The organism is Rhizobacter sp. P2_D12, assembly GCF_056404395.1.
In genome coordinates this window covers 1-21692 of the sequence record NZ_JBFUEB010000105.1, presented here as the reverse complement: position 1 = coordinate 21692, position 21692 = coordinate 1, and the positions used below count along the sequence as shown (strand labels likewise).

The window sequence follows — 21692 nt, the reverse complement described above, 5'->3', positions numbered from 1 at the left end:
ACCGGCTGCGTCACGCAGGCGGCCAGCGACACCAGGCCGAGGCAGGCGGCAACGCAACGGAGGGCGGTACGGACACGGGCACTAACGCGCATGGGGCAATTCGATGTGAAAGTGGGCGCCGGGGCCGTCGTCCATCAGCTCGACCTGGCCCCCGTGGGCCGTGACGTACTCGTGCACGATGGACAGCCCGATGCCGCTGCCGCGCGCGGCGTCGCCCGGCTGTCGCTCGCCCCGGTAGAAGGGCTCGAACACGCGCGCCCTGTCGGCAGCCGCGACACCCAGGCCCTGGTCGACGATGTCGATGCACGCGCGGCCCGGCACGCGGGTCACGGAAAAACGGATGGTAGCGCCCGTCGGGCTGAAGCGTATGGCGTTGGACAAAAGGTTACCGAGCGCCGCGCCCAGCTTGTCGGCGTCGACCTCGGCGGTCAGCGGCTCGCCGTCGACCACCACCGCCAGCTGGCGTGCCTGCCATTGCAGCCGCTGCTGGGCGACCAGGTCCTGGATCAGGGCGACCAGCTCGGTCTTGCGGCGCACCAGCTGGCGCGCCTCGAAGGCCGCGGCGTTGAAGCGCAGCAGGTCCTCGATCTGGCCCTGCAGCACGTGGGTGTTCTGGCGCAGGATGCGCGCGACTTCGCGCTGGTTCTCGTTGAGTTCGCCGGCGACGCCATCCTCCAGCAACGAGACGCCTTCGCGCAGCGCGGCCAGCGGCGTCTTCAGCTCGTGCGAGACGTGGCGCAGGAAGCGCGACTTGTCGGAATCGAGCTCGGCCAGGCGCAGGCGCAGCCATTCGAGGCGGCGCCCGAGCAGGCGCACGTCGGTCGGGCCGCGGATGTCGATCGGCTGGTCGAGGCGGTTCTCGCCCAGGCTCACGACGGCGCGCTCCAGGCGCTTCAGCGGGCGCGCGAGCCACAGGCCGAAGCCGAGCGCCAGCACGATCGAGATGACGATGGCGACGAGGATCTGCCGGCCCAGCTCGGCACGGCCGGTCTCGAGTTCGTTCATCAGCACCTGGTTGCGCGCCTCGGTGGCCAGGCGCACCTGTTCGGCGATGGCGGCATTGATCGATTCGAGTTCGCGGAACGCGGTGGTGACGGTGACCTCGCGCAGCCGGATCGCGGCTTCGGGGCCGCGCAGCTGGGCCTCGATGTCGGACTCGGTGGCGCGCCAGTCGGCGGCCAGGTTGGACGGGATGCGGTTGTCGGCCAGGCGAGCCAGCGCGGCGGTGGCGTCGCGCGCGGCTTCCTCGAAGCGCTGGCGCAGCACCGGGTCGTCCAGCACCAGGTACTGGCGCGCCGCGCGCTCCATCGCGACGGTGCGCTCGGCCAGCACCTGGGCGTCGGCGGTGTGGGCGACGGCCTGGCGCGCGCCCTCGCTGCTCTGGCGCAGCAGGCCTTCGAGCTGGAACAGGCCGCGCAGCGAGGCGCCGCTGAGCAGCGCGGCGATCAGCAGGAAGGCGACCAGCAGCAGTTGGCGAAAGGAATAGCGGTTGAGGCTGAACATCAGCGGGGGATTGTCCGACGATCCCGGATTGGCATCCGGGCTACGAATGCGGGAGCGGGCCGAGCGCCGGGCCGCCCCAGGCCGGCCCGCATCCCCCCGGGGGATCGACCGGTGTACCCACCGGTCGAGGGGTCGTCATTCCGTCAGTCGAAAACAGGAAGGACGTCATCCTTCAACGTGCCTCGCACCTGCTCGAAATCCGGCATGACGGAGCGCACCACGTCCCAGAACCGCGGGCTGTGGTTCATCTCGCGCAGATGCGCCAGCTCGTGCGCCACCACGTAGTCGATGCTCGGCATCGCGAAGTGGATCAGCCGCCAGTTCAGCCGGATCGCGCCGTCGGCGCTGGCGCTGCCCCAGCGCGTCTGCGCCGACGACAGGCTCAGCCGCGTGTAGCGCACGTTCAGCTGCGCCGCGAAATGCCGGCAGCGTTCTTCGAAGATGCGCCGCGCCTGGCGCTGCAGCCAGCTCTGCACCGCATCGCGGATCTGCTCGGGCGTGGCGGTCTGCGGCAGCCCCACGTGCAGCGTCAGCCGCGGCACGCCGGGCAGCGCGGATGCGTCGGTGTTCAGGATCGCGCCGGTCGCACGCGAATCGAGCACGACGATCACCGTCTCGCCGAGGAAGGGGATGCCGGTGCCGTCGCGCCAGTCGACCTTGGCCGCCTGCAGCCGCTGCGCGCGCTGCTGCTGCTCGCCCAGCTTGCGCAGGATCCAGCCGGCCTTCTCGCGCAGCGCCGCATCGATGTCCTGCTGGCCCACCCACTTGGGCGCGGCCACGCTCAGACCCTCGGTGCCGACGACGAAGCCGATGCTCTTGCGGCGCGCGCGCCGCAGCGCGTAGCCGACCAGGTGCTCGTTCAGGCGGATCTCGCGCTGGGCTTGCGGGTGGCGGAAAGCGGGCGGTTCGGCGTGGGGCGAGGCCAGCGCGGCGGGCCGCGCGGGCGACGCGGTGGAGGCGGGCGTGAGCGGCGGCGCGGCCGTCAGCGGCGTCGACGGCGTGTCCGCCGGCGGCGGCTCATCGAACAGCGAAAGCTGCGATTCGTCGGGGCCCGGCGCGCGTCGAGTCATGGGCCGCGATTGTAGGGTGAGCTACGCAGCGGCGTACGCCTCGGGGTCGATGCGCCGCATCTCGGCCTCGATCCAGGTCTCGACCTCGCGCATCATCTCGTCGGGTTCGCGGCCTTCCGGCGAGATCGGCTTGCCGATCGACACCGTGACCAGCCCCGGTGTGATCAGGAACGACTTGCGCGGCCAGCAGCGCGCCGAGCTCACCGCGATCGGCACCACCGGCGCGCCGGTGTTGACCGACAACCGCGTGCCGCCCGCCTTGTAGGTGCCCTGCCCGCCGCGCGGCGTGCGTGTGCCTTCGGGGAACATGATCACCCAGTTGCCCTGGGCCATGAAGCGCAGGCCCTGCTCGGCCACGCGCGACCAGGCCTCGGCGCGCTTGCTGCGGTCGATGTGCACCATGTCGAGCCGCGCCATCGCCCAGCCGAAGAAAGGGATGTACAGCAGCTCGCGCTTGAACACGTAGCACAGCGGGCGCGGCATCAGCGTCGGGAACGCGAAGGTCTCCCAGGTCGACTGGTGCTTGGGCAGCAGGATGGCGCGCCCGTCGGGCAGGTTCTCCATGCCCTGCACCCGGTAGCGCACGCCGCAGATGAAGCGGCACCCGGTGATCGCGATGCGCAGCCAGAAGGTGGTGAACCAGAACAGCGGCGTGCCGCGGATGAAGATCGATGCCACCAGCGAGAACACGGCCCACGGGATCACCGTGACGGCCATCCACAGCACGAACAGCGCCGAACGCAGCGCCGCAATGAATTTCGACATCAATCGAGCCTTCCGAAACCGGAGTCTGTCTTGCCGGAGGCGCCGCGCAGCGTGCGCTCCTGCTGGATCATGAATTCGGCGAACGCCGCCAGGTCGTCGTGCACCTGCAGGCCCGGCACCCGCTGGTGCAGCAGCGCCAGCTCGGCCTCGCCCAGGTTCGCGCTCTTGCCGGTACGCACCAGGTGCGGTGGACAGCCCGCCGCCAGCGCCGCCTCGAGGTCGCGCAGCGAATCGCCGACCACCGGCACCGCCGGCATGTCGACGCCGAAGCGTTCGCCGATCTGCAGGTACAGCCCGGGCAGCGGCTTGCGGCAATCGCACTGGTCTTCCGGCGTGTGCGGGCAGAAGAACACCGCGCCGATGCGCCCGCCGACACGCGCGAGCTGCACGTTCATCTTGGCGTGCATCAGGTTCAGCGTCGCCATGTCGAACAGCCCGCGGCCCAGGCCCGACTGGTTGGTGGCGATCACCGTCTGCCAGCCGGCATGGTTGAGCCGCGCAATCGCCTCCAGCGCCCCCGGCAGCGGCACCCACTCGTCGACCGTCTTGACGAAGTCGTCGCGGTCTTCGTTGATGGTGCCGTCGCGGTCGAGGATGATGAGGTTCATGCGCGGGCCCTAGGTGGCGAGCTTGGAGAGGTCGGCGACGCGGTTCATCTCGTCACGCAGGATCGCCAGCAAGCCGAGGCGATTCGCCCGCACCTTCGGATCTTCCGCATTGACCATCACCTTGTCGAAGAAGCTGTCGACAGGCGCCTTCAGCGCAGCGAGTTGCTGGAGCGAGGCAGTGAAGTCGCGCCGATCGAAGGCTTGCCTGGCTTCGCGGCCGATGCGCACCAGCGCGTCGTGCAGATCCTTTTCGGAAGGATCCGACAGCAGGGTCGGGTCGACCTGCGCCACGGTCGGCTCTTCAGCCTTCTTCAGGATGTTGACGACGCGCTTGTTGGCTGCTGCCAGCGAGGCCGACTCCGGCAGATCGGCAAAGCTGCGCACGGCAGCGAGCTTCTTGCCGATGTCGTCCAGTTGCTGCGGCCGCAATGACAGTACGGCGTCCACCTGCTGCGCCGTCGCGCCCTGCTCTCGCAGCACGCCGGCCAGGCGTTCATAGATGAAGTCGCTCAGCGGCACGCTGGCATCGGTGATCCTGTCGCCGAAGGCCTGGGCCGCGTCGCGCAACAGCTTGTCGAGCGGGACCGCAAGCTGGCGCTCCATCAGCAGCCGGATCACGCCCAGCGCATGGCGGCGCAGCGCGAACGGGTCCTTGTCGCCGGTGGGCAACTGGCCGATGCCGAACAGGCCGACCAGCGTCTCCAGCTTGTCGGCCAGTGCGACGACTTCACCGACCTGGCCGCGCGGCAACGCGTCGCCGGCGAAGCGCGGCTTGTAGTGATCCTCGATCGCGAGCGCCACCTCGGCGGCCTCGCCGTCGTGGCGCGCGTAATAGCCGCCCATGATGCCTTGCAGTTCGGGGAACTCGCCGACCATGTCGGTCAGCAAATCGGCTTTCGCCAGCAGCGCGGCGCGCTTCACATCGCGCACCAACGCCTCGCGCTTCTCGACGCCTTCATACGGCGCGATCGCATTCGCAATGCCGGCCGCAATCGCCTGCACCCGCTTCACCCGCTCGCCCAGCGTTCCCAGCTTGCCGTGGTAGACCACCTTGTCCAGCCCCGGCACCCGATCTTCCAGCTTCTTCTTGCGGTCCTGGTCGAAGAAGAACTTCGCATCGGCCAGCCGTGGCCGCACCACGCGCTCGTTGCCGCCGACCACGCGGCTCGCATCGGCCGGGCGGATGTTGCTGACGACCAGGAACCTGTTGGTCAGCCTGCCTTCCGCATCGAGCAGCGGGAAGTACTTCTGGTTGGCCTTCATCGTCAGGATCAGGCATTCCTGCGGCACCGCGAGGAACTCGGGCTCGAACTGGCACAGCAGCACGTTCGGGCGCTCGACCAGCGCCGTCACCTCGTCCAGCAGCGCCGCGTCGTCGATCGGTACCAATCCCTGCTGCGCCGCCGCATGCTGCAGCTGGCGCACGATGTCGGCATGGCGCGCCTCGAAGCTCGCGATCACCGCGCCCTGCTCTTCGAGCTGGCGCGCGTAGTGGTCGGCATCCTGCAGCACCACCGGCTCGACCGCCGCCTCGAAGCGATGGCCCTGCGTCTGGCGGCCCGACTGCAGGCCCAGCACCTGCAGCGGCACCACGTCGGCGCCGTGCAGCGCGACCAGCCCGTGCGCCGGGCGCACGAAGTTGACGCTGCTCCAGCCGTCGGCCAGCTGGTACTGCATGACCTTGCGGATCGGCAGGCCGACCAGCGCCTCGTCCAGCGCCTGCTGCAGGCCTTCGGCCAGCGTCGCGCCCTTGACGAGGCTGTCGTAGAACAAGGCCTCGGCCTTGCCATCGGGCTGGCGCTTGAGCTGCGGCAGCACCGAGGCATCGGCCCCGACGCTCGCCAGCTTCTTCAGCAGCGCAGGCGTGGCCTGGCCGTCGGACGTGAGCCCCACGCTGACGGGCATCAGCTTCAGCGACACGGCCCGGTCATCGGCCTGCGCGCGCACCGCGCTGACGTGCACCGCCAGCCGGCGCGGCGTCGCGAACGGCGTGGTCGCCGAATGGTCGGTGGCCAGGCCGCGCGACTTCAGGCCGGCGAACAGCGTGGTGGCGAAGGCTTCGCCGAAGCGCTTCAGGTCTTTCGGTGGCAGTTCCTCGACGAACAGCTCGACCAGCAGGTTGTGCGTGCTCATCGCTCAGGCCGCCTTCTTCTTGTTCAGTTGCTCGATGACCTCGTCGGCCCAGGCCTTGGGCGCCATCGGGAATCCCAGCCGCGCGCGGCTGTCGAGGTAGCTCTTCGCGACGCTCTTGGCCAGGTTGCGGATGCGGCCGATGTAGGCCGCGCGCTCGGTGACGCTGATCGCGCCGCGCGCGTCCAGCAGGTTGAAGGTGTGGCCGGCCTTCAGCACCTGCTCGTAGGCCGGCAGCGCCAGCTGCTGCGCCATCAGGTAGGTGGCCTGCTTCTCGTGCGCCGCGAAGGCCAGCAGCAGGAAGTCGACGTCGCTGTGCTCGAAGTTGTAGGTGCTCTGCTCGATCTCGTTCTGCAGGTAGACGTCGCCATAGCTCAGCGTGTCGGTCCATTGCAGGTTGTAGACGTTGTCCACCCCCTGCAGGTACATCGCCAGGCGCTCCAGGCCGTAGGTGATCTCGCCGGTGATCGGCTTGCAATCGATGCCGCCAACCTGCTGGAAATAGGTGAACTGGGTCACTTCCATGCCGTTCAGCCAGACCTCCCAGCCCAGGCCCCAGCAGCCGAGCGTCGGGTTCTCCCAGTCGTCCTCGACGAAGCGCACGTCGTTGGCCTTCAGGTCGAAGCCCAGCGCCTCGAGCGAGCCGAGGTACAGCTCGAGGATGTTGGCCGGCGCCGGCTTCAGCACCACCTGGTACTGGTAGTAGTGCTGCAGGCGGTTCGGGTTCTGGCCGTAGCGGCCGTCCTTCGGGCGGCGGCTCGGCTGCACGTAGGCCGCCTTCCAGGGCTCGGGGCCCAGCGCGCGCAGGAAGGTCGCGGTGTGGCTGGTGCCGGCCCCGACCTCCATGTCATAGGGCTGCAGCAGCGCGCAGCCCCGGCGGTCCCAGTAGTCTTGCAGGCGCAGGATGATTTGCTGGAAGGTCAGCATGGTGACTTGAAGGTGGGAAAAATGAGCGCGAAACTGGCGATTCTAGGCGGGGTACCCCGTCCGCAGCCCGGATGCCAATCCGGGATCGCGTCGGCACAACCGACCCGGATTGGCATCCGGGCTACGAGCGACGCAGGGGGACGACGATCAGAAGCGACACGCCCGCAAAGACCAGCAGAGGCCACAGCCACCAGCGCGACGCCCAGCTGGCGTAGGGCGTCAGCCCCTGGCGGCCCTCGACCTGGGCCTCGAGCACCGCCATCGTCAGCGGCGGCAGCTGGTGCGTCACGCGCCCGGTGTGGTCGATCACCACCGTCATGCCGGTGTTGGTGGCGCGCAGCATCGGGCGTTGGAACTCGATGGCCCGCATGCGCGAGATGTTGAGGTGCTGGGCCAGCGCGATGCTGTCGCCGAACCAGCCGATGTTGCTGAGGTTGGCGAACAGCGTCGGCGCATGCTCCGGATCGCGGAAATGCGCCGCCAGCTCTTCGCCGAACAAGTCCTCGTAGCAGATGTTCGGCGCGATGCGCTGGCCCTTGACCTCGAACGACGGCGCCCCCACCGGCCCGCGGTTGAAGTCGCCCAGCGGGATGTTCATCATCTCGGTGAACCAGTGGAAACCGGTCGGGATGAACTCGCCGAACGGCACCAGGTGGTGCTTGTCGTAGCGGTAGAAGCCGCCCGGCCACTTCGCGGTGTCGCGCGACAGCCCGACCGCCGAATTGGTGTAGCCGGCCTCGAAGCTGCCCAGCGGCACGCCGATCAACGCCGCCCGGTCGCCGCGCCGGAAACCGGCCGCCAGCGCGTCCCAGTAGCCCTCGGGCAGCTGGTCGGGCAGCAGCGGCACGATGGTCTCGGGCGCCAGCACCAGGTCGCCGCGCGCCGCCTGCAGCGAACTGGCCGCCCAGGTGAGCGCCTGCGGCAGCTTGGCCTCGGCGAATTTCTCGTCCTGCGCGACGTTCGATTGCAGCAGCGTCAGCGCCAGGCTGCCGTTGCCGCGCGTGAACCCGACCGGCTTTGCCAGCGCCATGCCGACCACTGCCGCGATGGCGACGACCGCCCCCAGCCCGCCCGGCCCGGTGCCGGCACGGAAACCGAGCACCGCGATCGCCCCCAGCGCCGCCGTCGCCCAGCCGATGCCGTAGACGCCGACCCAGGGCGCCAGCATCGCGAGCGGGCTGTCGATGTGCGCGTAGCCGGACGCCGCCCACGGAAAGCCGGTCAGCAACACGCCGCGCGCCAGCTCGGCCAGCAGCCAGCAGCCCGCGAACACCAGCGTGTCGACGATGAAGTTGTGGCGGCGCAGCCGGGCGAACAGCGCCATCGCGAGCGCGAAATACAGCGCCAGGAAGCCCGACAGCGCCAGCACCGCCGCCCCCGCCATCCAGGCCGGCAGGCCGCCGTAGCGGTGCATGCTGATGTACAGCCACCAGGTGCCGGCGGCGATCCAGGCGGTCGCGAACAGCCAGCCCAGCAGCGCCGCCCGCCGGGGGGACGCCCGGCTGACGCGCCAGGCCAGCCCGGCCACGCCGGCCAGCTGCAGCATCCAGGCATGCGTGTAGGTGGCCGGCAGGCTGTGCACGGTGCCCAGCACCAGCACCAGCAGCACGTCCAGCCCGAGGAACATCTTCTCGGACGCGCCGGTACCCCGGTGCGTGGCGGCCGTCCGCCGGCGCGACGCGCCCTCGCTCACCGCCTCACGCACCATCGTCCCCGACCGCCGCCTCGGGCTGCCGGGTCACCTTGAACCAGCGCACCGCGCCACCGCGCGTCAGCATCACCGTGAACACCAGGCTGCCCACCGGCACTGCCTCGCCGCGCCGCGGCACCCGGCCCATCTCCTGGGCGACCAGGCCGCCGATGGTGTCGAAATCGTCCAGCGGCAGGCTGGTGCCGAAGGCCTCGTTGACAGCCTCGATGGTGGTGTCGCCGGCCACGCGGTGGCTGCCGTCGGCCAGCGTGTAGATGCCGGATTCGCCGTCCTTGTCGTCGAATTCGTCCTCGATCTCGCCGACGATCTCTTCGAGCACGTCCTCGATGGTGATCAGCCCGGCGGTGTTGCCGAACTCGTCGATCACGATCGCCAGGTGGTTGCGGTTGGAGCGGAAATCGCGCAGCAGCTCGTTCAGGCCCTTGGATTCGGGCACGAAAACCGCCGGGCGCAGCAGCGTGCGCAGGTTCAGCTCGGGGGCGCGCTGCAGCTTCAGCAGGTCTTTCGCCATCAGCGTGCCGACGATGTTGTCGCGCTGGCCCTCGAAGACCGGAAAGCGGGAATGGCCGGTGCCGATCACCTGGGCCAGCAGTTCGTCGTAGGGGGCCTCGATGTCCAGCAGGTCCATGCGGGGGGCCGCCACCATCGCGTCGCCGGCCGTCAGGTCGGCCATGCGGATCACGCCTTCGAGCATCATGCGCGACTCGGGGGCGATCAGCTCGCGGTTTTCGGCGTCGGCCAGCGTCGAGATCAGCTCGTCGGTCGAATCGGGGCCGGGCGACACGAACTCCATCAGCCGCTCGAAGAGGCCGCGCTTGTCCGTGTGGGCAGGGGTTTTGTCGGCGCCTTTGAGGGAGCGACCAGGGTGGGGGTCAGACATCGCGCCGCGGCGAAGAGTGTGCAGGGGCAAAAGCTTACTCGAAGCAGGGAGTCACGATGACTTGACACATCTGATACCTTGAACAAAAGTTTTGCGGCCCCATCTGGCCCGCTTCCTCGTCAAGGACCGATTCCCATGAGCCTCATCCCCGCCACCATCCTCACCGGCTTCCTCGGGTCGGGCAAGACCACGCTGCTCAAGCGGGTGCTGACCGAAGCCCACGGCCAGAAGATCGCCGTCATCGAGAACGAGTTCGGCGACGAGAACATCGACAACGAGATCCTGGTGCAGGACACCCAGGAGCAGATCATCCAGCTGAACAACGGCTGCGTCTGCTGCACCATCCGCGAAGACCTGCGCACCACGCTGAACGACCTGGCCGAGAAGCGCCGCAAGGGCGAACTGAGCTTCGACCGCGTCGTGATCGAGACCACCGGCCTGGCCGACCCGGGCCCGGTGGCCCAGACCTTCTTCATGGACGACGAGATCGCCGAAAGCTACCTGCTGGACTCGATCCTGACGCTGGTGGACGCCAAGCACGCCGAAAGCCAGCTCGACACCCGCCAGGAGGCGCGCCGCCAGATCGGCTTTGCCGACCAGATCTTCATCAGCAAGACCGACCTGGTCGACGCCCCGGCGGTGGACGCGCTGATCCACCGCATCAAGCACATGAACCCGCGCGCGCCGCAACGCAAGGTGCATTTCGGCGAGGTGCCGCTGGCCGAGGTGTTCGACCTGCGCGGCTTCAACCTGAACGCCAAGCTCGACATCGACCCCGATTTCCTGAAGACCGACGAGCACGACCACCATCACCACCATGATCACGACCACGATCATGACCACGAGCACGGCGAGCACTGCGACCACCCGCACCACCACGTGCATGACGACGACGTGAAATCCTTCGTCTTCCGCTCCGACCGCGCCTTCAACCCGGCCAAGCTGGAGGACTTCCTGGGGGCGATCGTGCAGGTCTACGGCCCGAAGATGCTGCGCTACAAGGGCGTGCTGAACATGAAGGGCAGCGACAAGAAGGTGATCTTCCAGGGTGTGCACCAGCTGATGGGCAGCGACCTGGGCCCGGCCTGGGCCAAGGGCGAGAAGAAGACCAGCAAGATGGTGTTCATCGGGCTGGACCTGCCGCGCGAAATCTTCCTGCAGGGACTGGAGCAATGTCTGGTGTGATTCTTTGCTTCGATCTGAAAACAACGTGGCTACAATCCGCGGCGCCCAAGTTTGGCTGCGGGGTGAATAGTTGCCCCACAGAGCGGGTATAACCGCCGTTGCGAGGAGATCCCAGTGACTAAAGCCCCGGCCCAGCGAGCAACACCTTCCAAGCCAGCGGCCAAGAAGCCGGCACCGGCTGCCAAGGCGGCGGCCAAGCCCGCCGCGAAGGCGCCGGCCGCCAAGGCAGCCCCGAAAGCGGCTGAGAAGGCGCCTGCCGCGAAGGTCGCCGCGCCGAAGCCGGCCGCCAAGCCGGCCCCGGCCCCGGCCAAGCCGATGGCCAAGGCGGTGGCCGCCGACGCCCCGGCGCCCAAGGTCGCCGCGGTCAAGCCGCCCCCGCCGCCCAAGCTTTCCGCCGCCGCCCGGGCATCGGCAGCGGCATCCTCCCCGGCCCCGATCCCGCCGGCCACGTCCCGTTTTGCAGACCGCTTCGCGCCGCCCAGGCCTCCTACCCGACAGATGAATTCCCTCGTGACCGACATTTCCAAGCCCGAACACAAATCGGACCCCAAGCTCGCCAATGCCTGGAAGAGCAAGCCCGGCGAGGCGCTGACCGACGACGAGCTGCAGGCCATGCCCGACAGCGAGTACATGAACGACAAGCAGCTGGCGTTCTTCCGTGCCCGCCTGCAGCAGCTGAAGGACGACCTGCTCAGCAACGCCGGCGAAACCACCGAGCATCTGCGCGAAGACACGTCCATCGTCCCCGATCCGGCCGATCGCGCGACCATCGAGGAAGAGCACGCACTGGAGCTGCGCACCCGTGACCGTGAGCGCAAGCTTCTGAAGAAAATCTCACAATCCCTGGCCCGCATCGAGGCCGGTGACTATGGTTTCTGCGACGAAACTGGCGAACCCATCGGTTTGGGACGCCTGATCGCCCGGCCGACCGCTACACTGTCCCTCGAGGCCCAGCAACGGCGCGAGCTCAAGCAGAAGATGTTTGGCGACTGACACTTCCGACCGCGCACCTTTTCCCCCGACATGTCGGATCAGAAAGACAACACCAGCTTCTTCCGAAAGGTTGTCAAGTTCGTGGCCAACCCGGCCACCGACTGGGCGCAACTCGGTACGCCCACGGAAGAAGCGCGCGAGAGCGAGTACGCCAAGTCCGAGCTGAAGGCGATGATCGAGCGCAAGCGGCGCAACGATTTCGTCCGCAAGCGCGAATTCGACATGCTGCGCAAGGTGCGTCGCGAAGGCCTGACCAGCGAGCAGCTGGCGGCGCTGGGCGGCTCCTCCCGGCTGGACGACTCCGAAGCCCGCATGCAGGACAGCGGCGCCAAGCCCGACGTCGGCGTGAAGGCCAAGATCGACGAGATCGAGCAGCAGATGGTCGGCGACGGCCTGGCCTCGCCGTCGCGCCGCCCCCCTTCCTTCTACGAGGCCCCGACGCAGCCGGCCGCCATCGGCTATGCCGCGACCGAGCCCGACCAGAGCCGCGTGCGCCCCGAATCCGGCCGCGCCGGCCATGGCGGCAATGGCGCCACCACGCCGCCGCGCCCGCCCGTCGGCGCGCCGGCCACGGTGGTGATGGGTGCCGGCCTGTCGCCGCTGTCGCCGCTGAACCTGGACGTCGCCGGTGGCGACCTGGGCAACCCGTATGCGGTGGAAGTGAGCGAAGTCGCGCACGACCCCGACCTCGACGAAGCGGTGATCGCGTTCGCGAATGCCGATTTCGAGAGCTGCGAATCGTCGCTGGCCGCGCTGACCGGCCCCGGCGGCCCGCGTGCGCAGCATGCCGAGACCTGGCTTGCGCTGTTCGACCTGTACCGCGCGATCGGCCAGCACCACAAGTTCGAGAGCCTCGCGATCGACTACGCCCAGCAGTTCGGCTGGTCGGCACCGCAGTGGTTCTCGATGCCCAAGATGGTGGCCGAGGCCGCCAGCGAAGAGCGCCAGCCCAGTTCGCGCATCGACGGCCAGGTGGGCTGGGTGTGCCCGGGCGTGGTCGATGCCGATGCGGTGGCGCGGCTGCGCTCGCAATCGCTGCAGATGCCGCTGCCGTGGGTGTTCGACTGGAGCGCGCTGCAAAGCATCGATGCCGAGGCCTGCGCGCGCATGAGCGAGCTGTTCCGCGGCTGGATCAACGAATCGCTGGACATGCGCTGGCTCGGCGGCGACCGCCTGATGCAGGTGCTGCAGGATGCGGCGCCCACCGGCGTGCGCGATGCCGACCCGGTGTTCTGGCAGTTGCGCCTCGATGCGTTGCGCATGGCCAACCGGGCCGACCAGTTCGACGAGGCGGCCATCGATTACTGCGTCACCTACGAGGTGTCGCCGCCGTCATGGGAGAGCGCGAAGTGCCAGGTGCGCATCAGCGGCTCGAACATGAGCACGCAGTCTCCGCCGATGTCGGTGGTGAGCGACGTGTCGACCAGCTTCCTCGAATCGCAGATGCCCGACGAGCCGGGCGTGCAGGTGGCGAGCGTCGAGCTGTCGGGCCAGCTGGTGGGCGACATCGGTCCCACGCTGACCAAGATGAACGACGAGTTGGGCACGTCGGCGGTCGTCAACGTGTCGTGCGCGCGGCTGATCCGCGTCGACTTCATCGCCGCCGGCGACCTGCTGAACTGGGTGCTGGCGCGCCGCGGCGAGAACCGCGCGGTGACCTTCTCTGAATCGCACCGCCTGGTCGCGCTGTTCTTCGGTGCCATGGGCATCAACGAGCACGCCAAGGTCAAGGTTCGCGTGGTCTGACACGGGGCCCCCCAGTCGCTTCGCTCCTGCCCCCAAGGGGCGCCACGCCAGGGGCTTGGCAAAGCCAGTTCCCCGGCGCGTTGCTTGATCGGTCGCTCGCTGCGCCTGCTCGGTCCCGGATGGGCATCCGGGCTGCCAATTCTCGTAGCCCGGATGCCCATCCGGGATGCACGCACAGAGCCGCTGGTTCAGCAAAGGCGCGGGCCAGCCACACGATCCAGTCACAATCATTCGCTTGAAGCTCGCAGCTTCGCCCGAATCTGAGACCCTTATGGATCAATACCACGGCACCACCATCCTGAGCGTGCGGCGCGGCAACCTGGTCGCGCTGGGCGGCGATGGCCAGGTCACGCTCGGCAACGTCGTCGTCAAGGCCACCGCCCGCAAGGTGCGCAAGCTCTACCGCGACCAGGTGCTCGCCGGCTTCGCCGGTGCCACCGCCGACGCCTTCACCCTCTTCGAACGCTTCGAGGCCAAGCTCGAGAAGCACCAGGGCCACCTGGTGCGCGCCGCGATCGAGCTGACCAAGGACTGGCGCACCGACCGCGTGCTGCGCCGGCTCGAGGCCATGCTGGCCGTGGCCGACAAGGAAGCCTCGCTGATCATCACCGGCAACGGCGACGTGCTCGAGCCCGAGAAAGGCATCGTCGCGATCGGCTCCGGCGGCTCGTACGCACAAGCCGCCGCCATCGCGCTGCTCGAACACACGCAGATGCCGCCGCAGGAGATCGTCAAGCGCTCGCTCGAGATCGCCGGCGACCTGTGCATCTACACCAACCAGAACCACACCATCGAGGTGCTGGGCGAAAGCACCCGATGAGTTCCATGACCCCGCAGGAGATCGTCTCCGAGCTCGACCGCCACATCGTCGGCCAGGCCGGCGCCAAGCGCGCCGTCGCGATCGCGCTGCGCAACCGCTGGCGCCGCCAGCAGGTCGATGCATCGCTGCGCAGCGAGATCACGCCGAAGAACATCCTGATGATCGGCCCGACCGGCGTCGGCAAGACCGAGATCGCGCGCCGCCTGGCCAAGCTCGCCGACGCGCCGTTCATCAAGGTCGAGGCCACCAAGTTCACCGAGGTCGGCTACGTCGGCAAGGACGTCGACACCATCATCCGCGACCTGGTCGACACCGCCGTCAAGCAGGAACGCGAGACGCAGATCAAGCGCCAGCGCGTGCGCGCCGAGGATGCCGCCGAAGACCGCGTGCTCGACATCCTGGTGCCGCCGCCGCGCTCCGCCAGCAGCGACTTCGGCCTCGCGCCGCCCACCCCGTCCGCCGCGCCGGCCGACAACACCGCGCGCCAGGTGATGCGCAAGCGCCTGCGCGAGGGCCTGCTCGACGACAAGGAGATCGAGATCGAGGTCGCCGACACCAAGCCGACGCTGGACATCATCGGCCCGCCCGGCATGGACGAGATGGCCGAGCAGCTCAAGGGTATGTTCGCCAACCTCGGCAGCGCCAAGCGCAAGGTGCGCAAGCTGAAGATCGCCGAGGCGCTGAAGCTGCTGGTCGACGAAGAGGCCGCCAAGCTGGTCAACGAGGACGAGATCAAGGCGCAGGCGCTGCACAACACCGAGCAGAACGGCATCGTCTTCCTCGACGAGATCGACAAGGTCGCGTCGCGCAGCGAGTCGAGCGGCGCCGACGTGTCGCGCCAGGGCGTGCAGCGCGACCTGCTGCCGCTGGTCGAGGGCACCACCGTCAACACCAAGTACGGCATGGTCAAGACCGACCACATCCTGTTCATCGCGTCGGGCGCCTTCCACCTCAGCAAGCCGAGCGACCTGATCCCGGAACTGCAGGGGCGCTTCCCGATCCGCGTCGAACTGGGCTCGCTCAGCGTCGACGACTTCGAGGCCATCCTGACGCAGACGCATGCGAGCCTGGTCAAGCAGTACCAGGCCCTGCTCGCGACCGAGGGCGTCACGCTGGAACTCAAGCCCGACGGCATCCGCCGGCTCGCGCAGATCGCCTACGACGTCAACGAGCGCACCGAGAACATCGGCGCGCGGCGGCTGTCGACGGTGATGGAGCGGCTGCTCGACGAGGTCAGCTTCGACGCGCCGAAGCTGGCAGGGCAGACGGTGTCGATCGGCGGCGCCGAGGTCGATGCCAAGCTGGGCGAGCTGGCGAAGAACGAAGACCTGTCGCGCTACATCCTCTGAGCGGGCGCCCGACGCCACGCGCCCGGCGGCTGGCCGTTCACGCGCTTGAAGGCCTTGTTGAAGGCCGGCTCCGAGTCGTAGCCGACCTGCGCCGCGATCTGCGCCATCGGCGCATCGCCCTGGCGCAGCAGGCAGCCGGCGCGGAACATGCGCCAGCGCGTCAGGTACTCGAGCGGCGCTTCGCCCACGCGCTGCTTGAAGCGCAACGCGAACGCCGAGCGTGACAGGCCGGCCGCCTCGGCCAGTGCCTCGACCGTCCACGGCCGCGCCAGGTCGCGGTGCATGCCGCGCAGTGCGCTGCCGATGCGCGGGTCGGCCAGCGCGGTCAACCAGCTGGCATCCGCGCCCGCCGTCGATTGCGCATGCGAGCGGATCGCGTGCACGAACAGCACGTCGGCCAGCCGGCTGATCACGATGCCGGAGCCCAGGCCGGGCGTGCCGGTCTCCATCGCCAGCAGCTGCAGCGTCGCCTGCAGCAGCTGGCTGCGGTCTTCATCCATGCGCGCCAGCAGCAGCGGCGGGATCAGCTCGACCAGCGGCTTCGCGCCCAGCGCGTCGAACTCGAACCAGCCGGTGATCACGCTGGCCGGCATGCCGCCCCCACCCAGCGTGACGACGCCGCCGATGTGGTCGCGCACCGACTCGCTGCACCGCACGGTGGCCGAGCCGGGCGCATCGCTCAGCACGTAGTGCGAGCCCCGCACCATCACGTAGCAATCGCCGGCCGCCAACGCGACCGGCTGCTGCGCGCCGTCGATGCGCAGCAGGCAGCTGCCGCGCACCACCAGGCCGAAGCGGGCCATGCGGCCGGCCGCGAAGCTCAGGCCCCAGGGTGCCGTCAGCTCCAGCCGGGCGTACAGCGCACTGCGCACGCGCATCGCGGCAAACACGTCGTCGAGCGGATCCATCTCAAATCCTTGGACGATGGGACAAGAGATCGAGCGTAGCAGGCATTCATTGTCCAGGCTTGTGCTTCCAGAATGGATGCATCGAATCACCTGGAGACGACCATGCGCAGCCTGCACCTCGATGCCCTCACGCCTTCCGCGCCGCTGCAGTGGCGCGACGAGTCCCTGCCCCCGCTCGGCCCGCACGACGTGCAGGTGCGCGTGCACGCGGTGTCGCTGAACCGGCGCGACCTGATGATCCGCGCCGGCACCTACCCGGTGCCGCTGACGGCCGGCACGGTGCCGGTCAGCGATGGCGCCGGCGAGGTGGCGGCCATCGGCGCCGCGGTGACGCGCTTCGCCGTCGGCGACCGTGTCAGCAGCACCTACTTCCCGCGCTGGCACGGCGGACGGCTCGGTTTCGCGCAGGCGATGCAGCAGACCGGATGCAGCCTGCCGGGCTGGCTGGCCGAGCAGGTGGTCGTCGACGAGCAGGCGGTGATCGCGGTGCCCGCGCACCTGGGCTTCGACGAAGCCGCCACCCTGCCCTGCGCCGGGCTGACCGCGTGGACCGGCCTGACCGGCGGCAAGCCCGTCGCGCCCGGCAGCACGGTGCTGACGCTGGGCGCGGGCAGCATCGCGGTGTTCGCGATCCAGTTCGCGAAGGCGCTGGGCGCGCGCGTGATCGCGACCACGTCGGGCGAAGGCAAGGCAGCCCGCTTGCGATCGCTCGGTGCGGACCACGTCGTCAACTACCGCGAGGTGGCCGACTGGGACCGCGAGGTGCTGCGCCTGACCGAAGGCCGCGGCGCCGATCACATCGTCGAGGCCGTCGGGCCGGCGACGCTGGAAAAGTCACTGCGCTGTGCCGGCTGGGATGCCGACATCGGCCTGATGGGCGTGTTCGGCGCCGAGGACAGCCGCCTCGACCCGCGGGCCTTCAGCGGCCGGCTGCTGACGCTGCGCCGCATCGCGGTCGGCAGCCGCGACGACTTCGAGGCAATGAACCGCACCGCCGCGGCCCACCGCATCCGGCCGGTGATCGACCGCGTGTTCGACTTCGAGCAGGCCGAGGCGGCCTACCGCCACCTGGCCGACGCCGATCACCTCGGCAAGGTGGTCATCCGCGTCGGCGCCGGCTGATCACAGCGCCAGCCGGTGCGACTGCAGCTCCAGCAGGCCGTCGAAGATCAGCGAGTCGACCATCTGGAACGGCAGCTGCACGATCGGGCCGAGCTTGACCGCGGCACCGCCGGTCATGAACAGCGCCGGCGGCTGGCCGGTGCGCTCGCGCAGCTTCAGCACGGTGCGCTCGATCGCGCCGGCCATCGCATGGGCGCCGCCGCTCATCAAGGCGTCGCTGGTGTTGGTCGGGAAATCGACGACCTCGCCGGTCGGCGCCTTCAGCCCCGCGGTGCCCATCTCCAGCGCGCGCAGCATCAGCCCGAAGCCGGGCAGGATCATGCCGCCGATGAAGCGGCCGGTCTCGTCGAGCGCGTCGACCGTGACCGCGGTGCCGACCATCACCACCAGCGCCGGCCGCGGCGCCCCGGCCGCGCGCACGTGCTGCCACGCGCCGATCAGCGCGACCCAGCGGTCGGTGCCGAGGCGGGTCGGGTGGTCGTAGCCGTTGGTGACGCCGGCGGCATGCGCGGTGGACACGACCCAGCGCGGCTCGATCTGCCAGTCGGCCATCTGCTCGAGCTGCTCCTCGACCTGGCGCTTGATGCCGTCTCCGGCCACCACGCAGCCGAGCATGCTGCTGGGCGGCGGCAGGTCTTTCCACTCGGTGTCGGCCAGGCGGTCGATGGTCTCGAGGAAGACGGCCCCGTGCGCCAGCAATGCGGCCCCCGGTTGCGGGCTCGCATAGTGCGCCCACTTGAGCCGCGTGTTACCAATGTCGATGGCCAGAAACGTCATGGCGCGAAGGGTAACGCCTGCGGCCCGCTTGGCAGGGCGCGGTGCGCCAAACCCGGGTAAGTCCCGGGCGCTTCGCGATCAGGCGGAGGACGTGGACGGCGAATTGACGCTGCGGAGCAGGTCCTTCACGCGCGAAATCGTCTGCGCCGCCCAGATGCCCTTGAACGGCTTGGTGATGCGGGCCTCGACCTCGTCGAGCAGGCCCTCGATGTCCTCGCGCGAGCGGGCCCGCTTCAGGCGCATCAGTGTCAGCGAACCGGCCACCGGCGCCTCGGCCTTGACGGCGCGCATCAGGATGCCGCGCGCTTCGTCGAGCGCAGCGTCGGCTTCGTCCAGCGGCGCAAGATCGGACATCGGCAGGTCGCCGACCATCGAGTCGGTGAGCACCGACTCAGGTTGCAGGCTCAGCGAGGGCGGCAGCGGGCCGGAGATGGTGTCCAGCGGCAGGTCGACGTCCAATGGTGCCATGCCCGAATTCGCCGGCACCGAACCGGTGCCTTGCGTGAACATGATCAGGCCCATGGCCATCAGTTCGTCGAAGCATTGGTCGGGCACGCCGGCCTGGGCGGCCAGCTGGCGGACCTGGCTTTCGCGCCGCCGGCCATCCACCAGCAGCAAGACCGTGCGATGCCGCTGTCCCAGTTTGCGTTGTCGACTGCCCAACTCGTCGACGCCTTCGGGCGTCTTGACAGGGATATGGATGCTCGGCACGGAACGACTCCTGATGTTCTGCCTTGGCGCCCCCTCTGGCGCCACCTCTCTTGCACGGCGCGATTGTGCCGCCGGAATCCAGCCAGGGTAGACCATGATTCCCCGCACCGAGGTGCGGCCGCCCGCCGCGAAGTATCGGCGATACACTCGCGATTGACGTATACGTCAATTGCAACGATCGGAGTCCACGTGGCGAGCAAGACACCGGATTTGGCGGATTTCCAGTATGCGGGCGCGGGCAGCAAGAAGCGCGCCTTCGACCTGGCCCGCATCGCACCCGACGCGAAGCCCTGTTCCTCGGGCGACAAGGTGGCGGACAAGGCCGCCGTCGAGGCCCTGGCGCTGGAACTCGACGAATTGCAGAACCTGTTCTACGCCGACCGCCGCTACAAGCTGCTGGTGGTGCTGCAGGGCACCGATGCGAGCGGCAAGGACGGCACGCTGCGCGGCGTGTTCGGGCAGATGAGCGCGCTGGGCGTGCACACCGTCAGCTGGAAGGCGCCGAACGAGCCGGAACGCGACCACGACTACCTGTGGCGCATCCACCAGCGGGTGCCGGGCAACGGCGAGGTGATGGTGTTCAACCGCAGCCACTACGAGGATGTGCTGGTGCCGGTGGTCAACGGCTGGATCACGCCCGAGCAGACGCAGCAGCGCTACGCCCACATCAACGACTTCGAGCGCATGCTGGTCGAGACCGGAACGGTGCTGCTGAAGTTCATGCTGCACATCTCGAAGGACGAGCAGCGCGAACGGCTGCAGGAACGCATCGACGACCCGACGAAGAACTGGAAATTCCAGGCCGGCGACCTGACCGCGCGCAAGCAGTGGAAGGACTACCAGCAGGCCTATGCGGACGCGATCTCGGCCACCGGCACGCCGTGGGCGCCGTGGACGGTGGTGCCGGCCGATTCGAAGACGCACCGCAACCTGATGATCGCGACGCTGCTCAAGCGCACGCTGCAGGGCCTTGCGCTGCGCTACCCGCCGGCCGGCGCCGACCTGGCCAAGCTGCGCGTCGTCTGATCCTCGCCTTCGGAGACACCCGATGACCGATCTCTCCGCCGAGTTCAAGGCGCTGGCCGCCTACCGGCCCGCGCACAAGGTGCGCTTCGTCACCGCCGCCWGSCTGTTCGACGGSCACGATGCSGCGATCAACATCATGCGGCGCATCCTGCAGGGCATGGGCGCCGAGGTGATCCACCTGGGSCACAACCGCTCGGTCGACGAGGTGGTCACCGCGGCGCTGCAGGAGGACGTGCAGGGCATCGCGATCAGCAGCTACCAGGGCGGCCACGTCGAGTACTTCAAGTACATGGTCGACCTGCTGCGCGAGCGCGGCGGCGCGCACATCCAGGTGTTCGGCGGCGGCGGCGGCGTGATCGTGCCGGCCGAGATCGCCGAGCTGCAGCGCTACGGCGTGAGCCGCATCTACAGCCCCGAAGACGGCCAGCGCATGGGCCTGCAGGGGATGATCGGCGAGATGGTGATGCGCTGCGACGTCGACCTGTCGCCGCATGCGCCCACCGCGCTGGCCGCCATCCAGGGCCGCGGCGACACGCAGCGGCGCGCGCTGGCGCAGCTGATCACCGCGCTCGAGAACGGCGCCGTGCCCGAGGCGCTGAAGGCCGAGCTGCATGCCGTCGCGAAGCGCAACGCGACCCCGGTGCTCGGCATCACCGGCACCGGCGGCGCCGGCAAGAGCTCGCTGACCGACGAGCTGATCCGCCGGCTGCGGCTGGACCAGGGCGATGCGCTGCACGTCGCGGTGATCAGCATCGACCCGTCGCGCCGCAAGAGCGGCGGCGCGCTGCTGGGCGACCGCATCCGGATGAACGCGATCGCGCCCTGGGGTGCGGGGCACCGGGTGTTCATGCGAAGCCTGGCCACGCGCGACTTCGGCAGCGAGATCAGCCAGGCCCTGCCCGACGTGCTGGCTGCGTGCCGCGCCGCCGGCTTCGACCTGGTGATCGTCGAGACCTCGGGCATCGGCCAGGGCGACGCGGCCATCGTGCCGCTGGTCGACGTGCCGATGTACGTGATGACGCCGGAGTTCGGCGCCGCCAGCCAGCTCGAGAAGATCGACATGCTGGATTTCGCCGAGTTCGTCGCGATCAACAAGTTCGACCGCAAGGGCGCGGCCGATGCGCTGCGCGACGTCGCCAAGCAGGTGCAGCGCAACCGCGAGGCCTGGGGCGCGAAGCCCGACGAGATGCCGGTGTTCGGCACCATGGCCAGCCGCTTCAACGACGACGGCGTGACCGCGCTGTACCAGGCGCTGCTGCCGCGGCTGGCCGAGCTGGGCCTGCCGGTGCGCGAAGGCCGGCTGCCGCCGGCCGCGACGCGCCACAGCACGCACCAGGTGCCCATCGTGCCGGGCGCGCGCGTGCGCTACCTGGCCGAGATCAGCGACACGGTGCGCGGCTACAAGCAGCGCGCGCGGGCGCAGGCGCGGCTGGCGCGCGAGGTGCAGCAGCTGCGCGGCGC

19 protein-coding genes are annotated in these 21692 nt (G+C 69.2%); 8 read left to right on the top strand and 11 right to left on the bottom strand.

The genetic code is table 11. The features are described from left to right. Positions 1–81: 81 nt before the first annotated feature. The 8 genes from AC1DYN_RS26105 to AC1DYN_RS26070 all read right to left on the bottom strand — a co-directional run bounded on the left by AC1DYN_RS26105 (position 82) and on the right by AC1DYN_RS26070 (position 9594). Positions 82–1503 (bottom strand): sensor histidine kinase, encoded by a 1422-nt coding sequence (locus tag AC1DYN_RS26105; RefSeq protein WP_477964536.1) that lies wholly within the window; start codon positions 1501–1503, stop codon positions 82–84. Between the two features lie 143 nt (positions 1504–1646). After that, positions 1647–2573 carry a M48 family metallopeptidase gene (locus AC1DYN_RS26100; RefSeq protein WP_477964534.1) on the bottom strand — a complete coding sequence of 309 codons (927 nt, stop codon included), beginning with the start codon at positions 2571–2573 and terminating at the stop codon, positions 1647–1649. 21 nt (positions 2574–2594) lie between these two features. Then, entirely contained in the window at positions 2595–3338 is a 744-nt protein-coding gene (locus AC1DYN_RS26095; RefSeq protein WP_477964532.1) for a lysophospholipid acyltransferase family protein, read from the bottom strand. After that, positions 3338–3946 carry a D-glycero-beta-D-manno-heptose 1,7-bisphosphate 7-phosphatase gene (gene gmhB / locus AC1DYN_RS26090; protein ID WP_477964531.1) on the bottom strand — a complete coding sequence of 203 codons (609 nt, stop codon included), beginning with the start codon at positions 3944–3946 and terminating at the stop codon, positions 3338–3340. Before gmhB ends, AC1DYN_RS26095 begins: the two co-directional genes overlap by 1 nt. A 9-nt stretch (positions 3947–3955) precedes the next feature. Further along, the gene (gene glyS, locus AC1DYN_RS26085; protein WP_477964530.1) at positions 3956–6079 is read right to left on the bottom strand and encodes a glycine--tRNA ligase subunit beta; all 2124 of its coding nucleotides are present in this window, start codon (positions 6077–6079) and stop codon (positions 3956–3958) included. A 3-nt stretch (positions 6080–6082) separates the two neighbouring features. Then, positions 6083–7003 carry a glycine--tRNA ligase subunit alpha gene (glyQ, locus tag AC1DYN_RS26080; protein ID WP_477964528.1) on the bottom strand — a complete coding sequence of 307 codons (921 nt, stop codon included), beginning with the start codon at positions 7001–7003 and terminating at the stop codon, positions 6083–6085. A 121-nt stretch (positions 7004–7124) separates the two neighbouring features. Continuing rightward, positions 7125–8708, bottom strand: coding sequence for an apolipoprotein N-acyltransferase (gene lnt / locus AC1DYN_RS26075; RefSeq protein ID WP_477964526.1), 1584 nt, complete (start codon positions 8706–8708; stop codon positions 7125–7127). Further along, on the bottom strand, positions 8701–9594 hold the full coding sequence (locus AC1DYN_RS26070) for a CorC family transporter (protein WP_477964524.1): 894 nt from the start codon (positions 9592–9594) through the stop codon (positions 8701–8703). The genes lnt and AC1DYN_RS26070 overlap by 8 nt, the downstream gene beginning before the upstream one ends. Positions 9595–9729: 135 nt before the next feature. Here AC1DYN_RS26070 and AC1DYN_RS26065 point away from each other — a divergent pair, with 135 nt between their 5' ends. From AC1DYN_RS26065 to hslU, 5 genes are all read left to right on the top strand, one after another. Then, positions 9730–10779, top strand: coding sequence for a CobW family GTP-binding protein (locus AC1DYN_RS26065; protein ID WP_477964522.1), 1050 nt, complete (start codon positions 9730–9732; stop codon positions 10777–10779). A 114-nt stretch (positions 10780–10893) separates the two neighbouring features. Then, positions 10894–11772, top strand: a complete 879-nt coding sequence (gene dksA / locus AC1DYN_RS26060) for an RNA polymerase-binding protein DksA (RefSeq protein WP_477964520.1) — start codon at positions 10894–10896, stop codon at positions 11770–11772. Between the two features lie 30 nt (positions 11773–11802). Continuing rightward, complete coding sequence (locus tag AC1DYN_RS26055; RefSeq protein ID WP_477964518.1) at positions 11803–13518, top strand: hypothetical protein; 1716 nt, start codon at positions 11803–11805, stop codon at positions 13516–13518. A 271-nt stretch (positions 13519–13789) separates the two neighbouring features. Beyond that, positions 13790–14338, top strand: coding sequence for an ATP-dependent protease subunit HslV (gene hslV / locus AC1DYN_RS26050; protein ID WP_477964516.1), 549 nt, complete (start codon positions 13790–13792; stop codon positions 14336–14338). Beyond that, complete coding sequence (hslU, locus tag AC1DYN_RS26045) at positions 14335–15687, top strand: ATP-dependent protease ATPase subunit HslU (RefSeq protein ID WP_477964514.1); 1353 nt, start codon at positions 14335–14337, stop codon at positions 15685–15687. The genes hslV and hslU overlap by 4 nt, the downstream gene beginning before the upstream one ends. Here the strand turns inward: hslU and AC1DYN_RS26040 are convergent. Then, entirely contained in the window at positions 15675–16595 is a 921-nt protein-coding gene (locus tag AC1DYN_RS26040; RefSeq protein WP_477964512.1) for an AraC family transcriptional regulator, read from the bottom strand. The genes hslU and AC1DYN_RS26040 overlap by 13 nt on opposite strands. Before the next feature lie 102 nt (positions 16596–16697). Here AC1DYN_RS26040 and AC1DYN_RS26035 point away from each other — a divergent pair, with 102 nt between their 5' ends. Next, positions 16698–17717 (top strand): zinc-dependent alcohol dehydrogenase family protein, encoded by a 1020-nt coding sequence (locus AC1DYN_RS26035; RefSeq protein ID WP_477964510.1) that lies wholly within the window; start codon positions 16698–16700, stop codon positions 17715–17717. Here the strand turns inward: AC1DYN_RS26035 and AC1DYN_RS26030 are convergent, their stop codons facing one another. Together AC1DYN_RS26030 and AC1DYN_RS26025 are read right to left on the bottom strand one after the other, a co-directional pair. Next, on the bottom strand, positions 17718–18494 hold the full coding sequence (locus AC1DYN_RS26030) for a type III pantothenate kinase (RefSeq protein WP_477964508.1): 777 nt from the start codon (positions 18492–18494) through the stop codon (positions 17718–17720). A gap of 78 nt (positions 18495–18572) precedes the next feature. Beyond that, positions 18573–19301: a hypothetical protein gene (locus AC1DYN_RS26025; RefSeq protein ID WP_477964506.1), complete on the bottom strand. Its 729-nt coding sequence runs from the start codon at positions 19299–19301 to the stop codon at positions 18573–18575. Between the two features lie 114 nt (positions 19302–19415). Between AC1DYN_RS26025 and AC1DYN_RS26020 the strand changes: the two genes are divergently transcribed. Together AC1DYN_RS26020 and AC1DYN_RS26015 are read left to right on the top strand one after the other, a co-directional pair. Further along, on the top strand, positions 19416–20231 hold the full coding sequence (locus AC1DYN_RS26020) for a PPK2 family polyphosphate kinase (RefSeq protein ID WP_477964538.1): 816 nt from the start codon (positions 19416–19418) through the stop codon (positions 20229–20231). Between the two features lie 22 nt (positions 20232–20253). Then, a partial coding sequence (locus tag AC1DYN_RS26015) for a cobalamin-dependent protein (protein WP_477964504.1) occupies positions 20254–21692 on the top strand: 1439 nt, incomplete at its 3' end.